General features: G+C 34.4%; 1 protein-coding gene. It reads left to right on the top strand.

The annotated features are described in order from the left end of the window. Positions 1-125 precede the first annotated feature (125 nt). Positions 126-13,757, top strand: a complete 13,632-nt coding sequence (locus E0D87_RS04000) for a SpaA isopeptide-forming pilin-related protein (RefSeq protein ID WP_242618432.1) — start codon at positions 126-128, stop codon at positions 13,755-13,757. The last annotated feature ends 105 nt before the right edge of the window (positions 13,758-13,862 follow it).

Below are 13,862 nucleotides of genomic sequence, written 5' to 3' on the forward strand. Positions count from 1 at the left end.
GAATATAAGTGAGAGTAGGCTTATTTTTAAATTAGCAGCCTAATATTTATATTAGGAAACTAATAAGTCTATCCAATGAAAATGTTTTATTAGATTATTATACATAAATGATGAAAGGGGTTATCATGAAAAGAAGATTGAGAGATTTTATAGTGAAGTTATTCTCTTTAGTTCTTGCCATAATTATGTGTATACCAACCAATGTATACGCTCTTGGCATAGGTGAATCAGAAGAAGAATATCCAACTATAATGACAGAAGATGAGAACGCTATAGATAGTGAAGAAAATCCTATCATAGAAGAAGAAAAGAGTGAGCCAAAATTAGAAACTGAGGCGAGCTTAAATGAGGCAAATGACACCATAATTTATAAGGTTAAGCTAACAGGAATGTTAAAAGACAAACAAGCAATCTTAAGCCTTGGACTAAACAAGAACCAAGATCTAAAATCACTCGCTGTAAGAGAAGTGAAAGATCTAGACACAGGTGATAGCATAGATTTTGAAGAAGGAAAAGACGAAGAGAGAAAAGACCTTGTTAGTCTATCAGTAAATACAATAGACACACAAAATCTTGAATACACAATAGAGGCTAAGATTGACAAGGACAAGATAGACGATAAGAAGTTCTACTCAATGGATATCTCTGTGGATAATGGAGAAGAAAATATCTTACTTGAAAGAACATCCCACAAGTTCATCGAAGAAGAATCTAAGGAAGATCCAGAAGTTAAAGAGCTAGTCCTAACCAAGGTTAAAGCTAGTGCAGATGATCTAAAGAAAATTTCAATAAAGAAAAACGAAGAAGATAACAAGGATTATATCACATACTCTGACTATATAATATCCAAGGAAAAATCTTCAGACCCTGATGACTCAAATAGAGAAATCACCTATAACATTTCTATAGATGAAAATCAAGATCCATCTACAGCTGAAATTGCCCTAGAATATTATAAGGCAAGCGGAACTGGATTTACTATTCAAAAGGAATTTTCAACCAAGATTCCTTACCAAGAAGAAACAAAGATCGATCTACCAGCAGGATATCTTCTAAAGATAACCTACACCAACCAAGTAGATCCTAAAAATACAAAAGCTAAATCTTACTCTGTAAACAATAGAGAAGTAAAGAACCCACACTTCGTAAAAGAGGAAAATAAATCTACTAAGGAAGATGACCCTCTACCTGAAGAAAATAAAAAAGAAGAAAACAAAGCTAAGGAAGAAAATAAAACTACAGAAAAAACTGATGAGGAACAATCAAAAGACAAAAAAGAAGTAGCTAACAAATCTTCAAAGGAAAACAAAGACCAAGAAAATAAAAAGGAAGAAAAACAACCCCAAGAAAAATCTGAAGAAAAATCAAAAAAGAAAGCAGAAACTAAAGAAGAAAAAAATCCTTTAGATAAAAAAGCAGAAGAAACAAAAACCCCTACACAAGAAAAACAAATAAATAAAAATGGACTAAGCCAAAGCCAAAGCAAAAATGCTGTAGCAGATTTCGAAGAAGAGCTAGACAAACAAACTAAAGAATCTTCCAAGGAACAAGAATCATCAGGAGTTTTAAATACTATTAAAAATGTATTTGGCATGTCTGACCTCCAAAAGGCAGACAGAAAATTAAAAGCTGCCTTAAAAGATGAAGCTAATGGACTTGTAGAAATTCAAAATCTGCTAACATCTTTGGGAAGTGAATATAACCTATCAAGATCTGACCAAGCTAAACTTATGGCAGACAATGAAGATGCCATAAAGGCTCTTATAGAAAAAGATGCTAACATAAACTTTGACCCAAGCCTGCTTTTTGCTAGAGCAAATGAAACTACTACTTCAAACTTAGAAGATAAAAAGTTCACTATAAGAACTCGTTTCGATACTTCTACTAGACAAGGTCCAATCAAGGCTGGTCAATATTTTAATATTCACCTAGATAAAAAACTAACTGTAAAAGATTCATCTAGCCTAGAAGATATTATCCACAATGGAAATGTAATAGCAAAAGCTCGCTATGACCAAGCTTCAAATACTATTAAGTACGAAATAGTAAGAGATATAGATGAAGATATAAATAAGCTTCTAAATATAGATGTCGACTACAACACAAAAAACATTCCAGATGGAGAAAGCTTTACTGTCATAAATAGCATATCTGGTCTAGGAGTTACAAATCCAAAATCTCTACCAGCAGAAAAAATAGACAAAAACGGAAATCCAGCAGGAACTATCATAGAAGAAGGTAGAGATGATGTAGTCCAAATAATTGGTGAAGATGACGAGAACTACAAGGTAAATATGGATATTGTAGGAAATCCTGTAGTTGAAGGAATTGATATGACTGGAATCAACTGGACACTAAGAGTTGACTCTACAGTAGACCTTAAAGAATTAGGCTACAAACTAAACCTAACTACAGTAGAAGGCTCTGGTCTTGGAGAAATCAAGGATGTTAAGGTAAATAGAAAATCTGTTGACCTAACAGATCAATTAGATGGAAAACTTGGAATATCAGACTCCAAACACCACGCTCTAAATGAAAGTGTCAAAACCCTTGTTTATACTTTCAATACTCCAGTAACAAATAAACAAGCTTCATATATGATCGATGTATCAACTATCCTTACAGCTAAAAATAATAAGGTTGGTGCCCTAAGACATATATTAAAAGAAGGATACCCACAAGAGAAAATAGAAGAAAACTCTCCTAACCGTACTAGTATGAATAACAGAACTACTATAAAAGGAGACTTCAAATCAGAAAAAACAGCAGAGTGGACTATAACAGATGCGGTATCTACAGGAGATACTAATAAGGGTCTCCCACTAGAAACAAGAAGTCTGGAAAACCAAACTTTAGCTACTGGCAAAAGAGCAGTTTATGGAATAAATACCACAAGTGGTCAGATGGAAGTTAAAACTGATGAAGCGACTATCTCAAATGTTCCAGCAAAAGAAACTGATCCAGATGGCACACAAGCAGTAGGAAATATCGGAGTATATAAGTTTGATACAAACTTAAATACACCAAATGACCCAGCTGATTACAGCGTTGGTGGAGTTACAATTTCTAAATATAAAGACATAATAGTTGACCAACACTGGTCCTTAGTAGACGGCTATGAGAAAATGCCAGCTCAAGATATAACTATCAAAGCTAATGATGGAACTAAGCTTGGGAAAACCAATGTAAATGAGGAAACTGGCTATCAAAGAGTAATTACAGTTCCAAATGTAAGATTTTGGAATATAACTGGTGACGGTCAAGCTTCAATGATCGACCACAAGGTGGACCAAACTTTACCAACTGAAATTATTTCAGTAGGTGATAAAAAGTATACATTTAAAGAAAATGCTAACTACTATGATGTAAACTCCAAAAATCACTACATCACAAATGCCTTGGTGGAAAATAACAATAAAACACCTGCGACCTTTACTGTAATAAAGGTAGATGCAAATAATCCTGAAAAGAGAATCTCTGGTGCAAACTTCTACCTACTAGGTGCAAAAATGGGAATAACTACAGATTCTAATGGTGAAGCTACCTTTAGTAACATCAAACCAGGTACCTATACTCTAAAAGAGACTAAAGCACCAGCAGGCTACAAGCTTGACCAAGAAGGAAAAACTATCACAATCTCAGATGAAGGCGAAGTTTCCATATCAGGCAAAAACGCTCAATTTTCTTCTGGTTCTGGTAAAACAGATATATTAGAACACTCTGACTATCCAAACTGGAAAGACTTCATGAATACTCAACATTATGGCAAAGTTGATGAAAATGGAAATCTTAAATTCTATGTATATCTAAAACCATATGACCAAAGAGTGGGCGGAAGAACTGACAAGGATACAACATTTAATATTTCAATCCCAGAAGTTAATTTACGAGATTCAAATATTAAAGTATATGATGTAAATCCTTCCAAAAGACCAGATATTTTTGCCTCTATGAATAATCAAAGCGTTGATCAAGAACTATCTAGTCTAGGTCAAATTACTCTAGGAGCTCCAAATAATAACGGAGCTATTGAAGGAAAAGCAAATGCACAAAATCCTTTATCAGGAAATAATGCTTACCAAATAACTTTCCCTCAAGGAAGATTTGGTGACAACTGGGGTTTCTTAGTTGAAGTAAGTGCCAATATTGGAGATAAAGATAGTACAGTTTTATCTTATGATTGGCTTGCAAAAGATGCCCCAGCTAATCAATCTAAGATTAGAGCAAATGTAAACTTAAGCAAAAATTCTGAGAAAAATGGACATCCAACAGTAACAATTTCTAATGAAGAGCTTCCAAAAAGTGAAATAGAAGTGGCTAAATTTGCAGACACTTCTACTGATGGAAACAAAGATAGACTTGCTGGAGCAGAATTTGTCCTAAAAGATGAAAATGGAGTTGTAATCGCCAACAAAATTACTGGCGAAGATGGTAAGGTAAGCTTTGGAAAATATCCAACAGGAACCTACTACCTAGAAGAAGAGAAAGCTCCAGAAGGATATGAAAAATCTAACGTATATTTCAGAGTAACTGTAAGTGATGACGGACAAGTTTCTTACGATGCTAAGTTTAAAGACTCAGATGCATCGCCAACAGCAGGAGTTGACTACTATATAGAAAGAGAAGAAGGTGGTCAAACAGAAGATACTGCTATAGTAACTCGTGTAAATCAAAGCATGGTTATAAATGATGATGAAGGAAGCGGTAACTTTAGAGGAGTATGGGAAGCATACAGACTAGAATCCCTAAAATATCACTTAGATGCTACCATAAGTAATGCAGCACCAGGATCTAGATTTGAAATCCAATTTGATCCTAACCTTGACTTTACCCAATACTTCAAGACTTTCCCAAACCTATATTTCGAAGGAAAGATGATAGCAGAACCATACTTTAATTATAAGACTAACCTATTAACTTATGTCTTTAATGAAAACTCACTAAGCAATGGTCTTACAACATTTAGTATAGATCTTAAGGGTATGATTCCATCTAAGTTCTATGCAACTCACTCTGGAGATTGGGACTTTACCAATGTAGTTGCTCCAAATCAAAAAGCAGGAACAATTGTTGGCAACCAAGTACAAAATATAACAGTCCATGCAGACTACGATGGTTATGATAAGCACACCACAGTAGGCAAATTCCCAAGTCAAGCCTACTACTTTAGAGATGTTTATAAGGCAGATGATGGAAATTGGTATGTAAAAGCTATTGGTTACTACAACCCACTAGGTGATTACAAAACTGGTAATGCCAACAAAATTTGGTTTAACTGGAAATTTGCAAACTACCAAGGTGCTAAGCAAGAAACTTGGCAAGGCCAATACGATCCTCCATACTACTTGGATGATGTTAAAATCTATGAAACAACTATTCCACCACTTAAAAGATACGAGGCTCACCGTGATTACTACCCACCAGTAAATGACTACATGCCATTGTCAATGGGTGTAAGACCTGAACAAAATCCAGATATTTATAGTCTTGTATATCATGCACAAATTGATCATGAAAAAGCTTACAATAGATCACAGGGTGGATTCAATCTAAGCTATGATCCAAGCAAAGTAACAAGCTCTGGTCCACTTTATGATACAAAAAATCCACCACTAACTATATCTGTACCTAAGATTAATCCTACAAAAGATGCTTATTTAATAGAGCAAACATTTAGGATTAGAGATATAGATGAGTTTAACACTCACTGGAGAGCCTTCTATATGGCAAATGGTGATGAAAATGGAAATAGAGCTAAATCACTTAACTCATCATTTGTAACAGGGCCTAATGATAACTATTCTAAGGCAGATCAAACAGGTGAACAATTACCTTCATTTGCCAAAGAAGTAGTTGGTATCATAAATAGAAAATTTGTACCAGGAAGTTTCAAGATAACTAAGCTAAATGAAGCAAACCAAAATGAAAAGCTTCAAGGTGCAACCTTTGTCCTAACAGATTCTGGTAATAACAAAATCTATAGAACATCAGATCAAAACGGAGAGATTAGCTTTGACAATCTTGCTCCTGGCAAATACACCCTAAAAGAATATAGGGCACCAGAAGGCTTCACCAAGTCTACTAAAGAATGGAATGTTACAGTATACAGTGATGGAAATGTGAAAATCACTTCAACTTCAATCATAGGTGGAGGAGAAGAATACACAGGAAAAGATACTATAAATATTCCAGTAACAAACAAGCCAGCAGGACAAAAATTTAGAGTCTACAAAAAAGACAGCGATGGAAAACCACTTGCTGGAGCGAAATTTAAGATATCTGATCCAGAAGGCAAAGATACAAACTTCCCAATATATGCAAAATCAGATCAAAATGGTATTGTAGACTTTAACGGAACTCCACAAGAGAATAAAAACTACGTCCTTGAAGAAGTAGAGCCACCAGCAGGTTACAAGCCACTTAACAAGAAATGGGTTCTAAGAATAGAAAATGGTAAAACAAAAATCTATAACTATTCAAAATCAGAAGGAAATACGATTAAATCAATTCTTGGTGAAGAAGGAACTCATTGGGTTAATGTAAAGGAAAGACCAACAACAGGCTGGTCAAGCTATGATAATAGACTTACAGGCTGGGCTGCAAACTCTAGTGAAGCTAGATACTTAGGTACAAGAATCGTAGCTATCAATAAAGATAAAAATTACGTTATCCAAAGATATGTAATAAACCCAGAAGCAAGACAAATTAGCGATTCTACAGCGATAATTCATAGAGAAAAACCAGAATATCCAAATATGGATTGGTATGACAATGAAGAATACAAAGTATTTACTATTGAACCAAAACAAGGTGGCAACACCAGTGGCAAAGTCACTGGATTTATCTCTGATTTAAGACTTGCGGACTTTAATGAAACAGATATAACTTCATCTGTAAGAAAATCAGTGGATGATTCTCATTATGGAGAAAAAAGGTTAAAACTAGACCTACCAGCTACTAATAAGCCAATAGTAATTGATGTCAAAATACCTTACCAAAGCATATACGGTGGAGTAGGTACAGGAATGGATTGGTACGAAGGCGGACAAACTTACTGGAAATCTGACTACTATGAAAGAGTGTCTGATATTCTAGAAAGTGACCCAACAACCAGAGAAGAAGGATCTATAGTAGGTTCTTACGTAGCAGAAGGATCACTTGATGTTACCAACGAGCCTAAAACTTATGGATTCAAGATTAAAAAGGTAAGAGAATTTGATAAAACTACACCAATCCAAGGTGCAGTATTTAAGCTAACTGGTCCTGACGATAGTCCAAATGAAAGATATATGACAACTGGCTCTGACGGTATGATTGCCTTTGATAACCTAAAACCAGGTGTATATAAATTAGAAGAATCACAACCTGCACCAGGCTATCAAAAGACAGACGAAACATGGACTGTAACTATTGCTAAAGACGGCAAGGCTTATATCAAATCAAACAAGACTAGTGAAGAAAGTACAAATAGAGTAGAAAAATCAAAAGAATTAGCTATAAATAGAGCAAGATATATCTTATTAGATAGACTTAATAAGTTTTCTGATACAGCAGATACAGGTCTAGAGATTGGACCAACTCTACCAGATACAAGAAATCCACTTGGAGCTAACACTAGTAAAATAGACTATGAAGTTTCAAATCTTAAAGATAATGAAAGATTTAGAAATCAAATAGATGTAACTTCAAGTGTAGAATATTTAGGCAATGATGAGTTTAGAGTCAGATATGATATGAAAAATATCACTGGCTCAACCCTATCTAACAAGAGATTCGAAGTAGCCTTCGATAACAATTCCACCTTTGTAGGTGGATCAACCCACACTTGGAAATGGAATACAGATGGAGAAAACGGTAATCCAAACAATCCAGAAAATGCCAGTAGATGGCATAGTGGCTATGATTCAAATCAAAAAATAATAGGGATAAGAAATAATGAGCTAACTATACCTGCTGGTGATACAGCTAGTATCACTTTTAAAGTTAAAGTTAAGTCAGACTTAGGAATAAATGATCCTGTAAATTTAGTCAAATATATTAGGTATGACGGTGCAAATATAACACCATATCCAAGAGTTAAGAAAGTTAAGCTTTATGGTATCAACTATGAGGCAGAAGGTGGAACAATCATAACAGAACCAATGGATTGGGCAACAAATGGACCACTTGTAGAGATAAAAGATGTAAGTCCTAAAGCAGGATATAGAAAAATATCTGGTCCAACTGTAACAAATAACACCACTGGTAGAAATATTAATATTAGAAATGACAATAAGTTCCCAATGCCAGCAAGTGATGTTACAATTTCTGCACAATTTGAAGCTAATACCTATACGGTGAAAAAGGGTAATATAGAAAATGGTTCAATGAGCCTACCAGCTAGTGCAAAAACTGACCAATTAGTTAATATAACTGATATTAGACCAAATGATGGTTATAAACTAGGTGAAATTACTGTAACAGATTCAAATGGTAAGCCTGTAGAAGTAAATAATAATACCTTTAAAATGCCAGCGGGTGATGTAACAGTTAATGCTACATTTGTAAGGAAAGCTTATAAAATAACTAAACAAAATCCTATCAATGGTACTTTCACAGTTCCAGAAACTGCAGAAGTAGGTTCTACTGTTACAATTTCTATAAAACCAAATGAAGGATACGAACCAGATACAATAAGTGTTAGGGGTGGTAATGGACCGATTCCGGTTAATGGAAATACTTTCACAATGCCAGCATCTGACGTTGTAGTTGATGTAACATTTAAGCCTATCCCACCAAAAGTATTTACTATAACAGTAGATCAAGCTACAAATGGTAGTGTAATTGCTAATAAGCAAAGTGCTAAGGAAAATGAAGAAGTTACTCTAACAGTAAAAGCAGATGAAGGATATGAACTCGATAAGCTTCTAGTAAATGGAAAACCTGTTGAAGTAACTAACGATACCCACACATTCAAGATGCCAAAAGGAAATGTAGTTATTTCTGCTACATTTAGGGAAAAACCTATCACTCCTCCAGAAGGATCAACCTTAATTCCAGATACTGGTTACAAGATTACCAACAAACAAACAGGTCTTGATCTTAAGATTATAAAAAGAGGTAGCGATGGTAGAATTCTTGAGAAGGCAGAATTTGAATTAGAAAAATACACTGATGGTACTTACGAAACTAAGGATGGTAACTTTACGAAAGTTCATGGTACATCAGATGCAAATGGTAATGTTAAGCTAGTAGATGATGATGGTAATCCAGTAAGCCTACCAGTTGGTTTCTATAGGTTAACAGAAACTAAGTCACCATCTGGATACAAGAAACCACAAGCTCCTTTTGATATAGAAGTGTACGAAGAAGCAGGTCAACTAAAGGCTAAATACAAGGGACCAGAACATACTTCTTATGACTATATACAAACTGATAAATCTTATGATAATACATCAGTTCAAACAGCAGATAATGGTATCAAGTATAAGTCTAAACTTGTAAGTATCAATACAGAATCTAAAACATATATTCAAAGAATATATATTGATACAAGAAGATATACTGGAAGAAGTGACAAGATTAATATTCAAATTAATCCAAAACACAAAAGAGAAGAAACTGACCGTGGGCCAGGTAATGCACCAACTATAGATGTAGAAGGTGTCAAAACTGCCTACAGATCAACCTACAAGATAACAGGTGCTCCAAATGATGATAGTTTTGCAGACAAAGTTCTAAACAATTATGACTTGTCTAAAAATGATGTAACTATGCTAAACACAGCAAGATGGAGACCATTTGATTGGGGATTTGATGAAGATATAATGAACCTCGATAAAGGTGGCGTATATTATATCGACGTTGAAGGTTTCTATGATGACGCAATTCTTACTGGAATTGATAGTAAACAAGGAAATATAAAGACTATTCCAGAAGAAGATTTGAAAAAACTTGAGCTTAACTTTGATTTCTACGATGGAGCGAGAGAGTTCCAACAAGCAGTCGGTAGAGATAATCGAGGAAATATAATATTTAAAAAAGTTGACAAAGGTTCTTACCAAGCTGGTAACTTAGCCCTTGGATTAACAAAATTTGAAAAATCACCAGATGGACAATTAGGTAAAACAGGTGGACGTATTTATCCTCCACTAAAAGAAAGTGAGAGAACAAGGGTACAAACAAGTATAGATCTTGAATCACTTTACTCATCCAAGTATTACACAAAAATTCCACAAAGTGGCATGAATGTAATAAACGAAGTAGAAAGATACAACGTAACCTTCTCTAAACACGGTCGTGACAATCCAAACGATAAGGTTGATAGTGAAAATGTAACAACAAACAGACTTGAAGGTGCAATATTCAAACTACAAAAGGAAATTGGTAATACCTACACCGATATACCAGGAGCATATGTAGGATCAGCCTTTAACGGATACTTTGGTTTTAGAAACTTAGAGCCAGGTCGTTATAGACTAATGGAAGTGAAAGCACCAGAAGGATATAAGCCAATCACTGATCCACTTCTATACTTCACAATCAAAACTGTAAAGACAAACACAGGGGAAGTAGTAGACCCAGAAAATGGAGATATAGTTGATATCAAAACTGTAAATGTTAGATTTGAAAGTGGTGGAACAACTTATAATCTATCTAACCTTGAAATGGTAGATCCAAAAGATTCTAATAATAAGATTAAAATTAGTGAAGTAGAATCAAAAGATATAAATATAGAAACAAGTAAAATAGTTAACCCTGATACAGGTGAAGAAGTTTTACTAAAAGATATGATAGTAGTAGGTAAGGAACAATTTGATGACAAAGGAAATTCATACTACAATGAATATCCAGTAAACCAAATCAAAATCGTCCCTGCATCTAGTGGTTATATCTCCCTAGAATATGACAATGCAAATGGTGTTTACCAATACGTTCCAGAAGACAAAACTTCTGCAAAAGATGGTAAACTTATAGACTTTGTAACAAGTGCAACTGCCAAGAACATGGGTAAAATCATAAACGAAAAACCAGGCGAAGGTGAAATGACAGTTAAAAAGGTCGACCAAAATGGTAATGAAATTAAGGCAAGCAATCTCTTAGCTGGTGCTAAGTTTAAATTAACTAACTTATCAAATGGTTCAATAACAACTAAAACTGTTGGCGAAGATGGTACTATACTTTTCGATAAATTGCCAATTGGTAACTACAGACTAGAAGAAATTGAATCACCAGATGGATATGTAAATACTAACCAAGTTTGGAACTTCACAGTAGGTGGAGAAGGCTTAGATCCATATGCAGGTCCTATCGCAAGAGATGGAAGAAATTTATCTGATAAGATTAAACTCAGTACTACAGATATGTATGTTCTAAATCCAGACAATAAGTCAAGAAAGAAGATAAACGAAATTCATCCTCACTTTGGTGAAAGTATGGAATTTGCCAACAAATATGAGGTTGATCCTAGTGTAAAGGTAAACCCAGGGGATTATTTCGTACTCAAGATGAGTGATGTAACAGACCTAAATGGAATCTTTGAAAGTGGAATCGAAAACTTAGACATCATTGCAGCTGGTATTGGTACTATAGCTAAGGCTGATTATGATAGGAAAAAGAGAACTATAACCTATACATTTACAGATTATGCAAAAACTTACTCTCTAGTAGAATTTTCAAACAAACTAACTTCCTTTATTGACCTATACAAGGTTAAACAAACAGACGGAAGGTTTAGTAATCAAAAAGTTGGATTCTATATTGGAAATGACACAAGTCAATTAAGGGATATGAAAGTTATCTATGACCTTGATTATGGTCATGAAGAAGATATCTATGGAAACAGGATCAACCTTGTTTCAAAGATTGTAAAATACAATCCAGAAACAGGTGAATTCCTTCATTACTATTATGTTAATAGACTAAAAGAAAATACAGCTGGTCCTGTTGAGTTAAGATATGTATCAGACCAAAATATAGAAAACTTCAATATGTCTGTAAGTTACTTATATAATAACTATGATGTTGCAGAAGATATGCCAGAATCATTTGGAGTAAATGAAAATAGTTCTAACCTATATCCTTTCGAGACTGTAAACTCTTTCCGTACTTTAGAAAAAGGATACTACGCAAGTGTTAACTTTAATAATGGAATATACAAGAATAATTCCTATATAATAAAGGTAACAGGAAGGGTAGCTGAAGAGGATAAGTCTGAGTATACAGCACACGGAACACTCCTTAAATTTAATACTAATTACTCACCAACCTACGCAGAAAGACATGATTCAGTCCGTCGATTTATAAATGAGGCAAGCGGTAGTGTTAAACCAGAAATAGTAGCAGTCAACTCAGAAAACAAAATATTGTTCAGGAAGGTTGACCAAGAAGGCAAGGCTCTAGCAAATGCTGAGTTTAAACTAAAATATAAACAAAAAGCTGTAGATGAATGGTCTTATGTCAAGGGTGAAAATAATGAGGATTTAGTAAAAACATCAGGCGAAGACGGTAAGTTTGAATTTACCAAACTAAAACCAGGCTTCTATGAGTTAGAAGAAGTATCCGCACCAAAAGGCTACAAGATTCTAACAAATCCTGTCTACGAGTTTGTAGTAAATAGTAACGGAAAGATAAAAACAAAAACTACAGATTCTGATGAAAATACTGGAGTAGAGGAAGAAGGACTTGTTCCAATTTATATAGAAAACAAGAAGGAACAAAAAATAAGCTTCAAGAAAGTTGACGCAGCTAATACAGATACTCCACTAAAAGGTGCTGAGTTTGAAATTTGGTATAAGAAGGACAAGGATGGAGAATACTCTAACGCACTTCTTAAACTATATGAAAAAACTACAGATGGAAAAGTTGAACGATTAGTTCTAAAAGAAGGAGAAACTCCTCCACAAGGATTTAACCCAGTAGATAAATTCACTACAGGTGCTGACGGTCTAGTAGACTTCACCTTCTACGAATCTGGATATTATGCCCTAAAGGAAATCAAAGCTCCTAGTGGATATATCAAACCTAAGGATTTCGTAAAAGAATTTGCGGCAATAGATGGCAAGGTAAAAGAGAAAACTAGAACTGAAACAACTATCAGTAAGATAGCAGGAACAACTAATGAAGTAGAATTTAAGTTCGATATAAATAAGGATAAGAATTCTATAACCTACTATCCAAGCGTTGCCTCTACCTTAACTATTAATAAAGATCCTAACTTAGAAGCACTTCTTAAGAGCGATAATTCTTCAATAATAAGCGCGGTAGTTGTTGGTGAAGATGGTAAAGAAAAAGATATAAGTGGTGTGATTTCTAAGAATTCAGCTAACTTTATCAAAATAGATCTTCATAGAGTAGTAGATATTCTATTAAACAATTCTATTGACGTGACTAATGCAAGCAAAGACCCTATCACAACAGATAAACCTATAACTATCAAGGTTAAAGCAAATCTTGCTGACAGCATGTTTGAAACTGGCAACCTAAAAGATGGAATTAAGCTAAGCCAAACTCTAAAACTAGCCAAGGCAGACTATGGCAAGGACTTGATAGAGAAAAGGACAATCACACTTTCATCTAAGGAAGATGGAACTATGATTGATTCTTATGAGGAAATTCCAGAAGGTAGCGATCCAATACAAATTGGAAACAACAAAACTGTTCTACCATTCACAGGCTCTGCTGGAGTTTGGATTGGATTTGCTATATTAGGTGTTATCCTAATGACCTTGGCAGGAATTTATCTTGCGATGAAGGGCAAAGAAAAGAAAACTATATAATAAAAGTTTTAAAGAAGGAAGGAAACTTCCTTCTTTTTTCATGCTTAGAAAAACATAGATAATATTTAACTAATTACTATACGAACTGTATGTAAAAATTATAAC

It is taken from the genome of Anaerococcus vaginimassiliensis, assembly GCF_900626155.1.
Taxonomy (GTDB): domain Bacteria; phylum Bacillota; class Clostridia; order Tissierellales; family Peptoniphilaceae; genus Anaerococcus; species Anaerococcus vaginimassiliensis.

Bases quoted from the DNA above. Each gene is read 5' to 3' on its own strand.
- E0D87_RS04000 (WP_242618432.1), top strand. From the start codon at position 126: ATGAAAAGAAGATTGAGAGATTTTATAGTGAAGTTATTCTCTTTAGTT.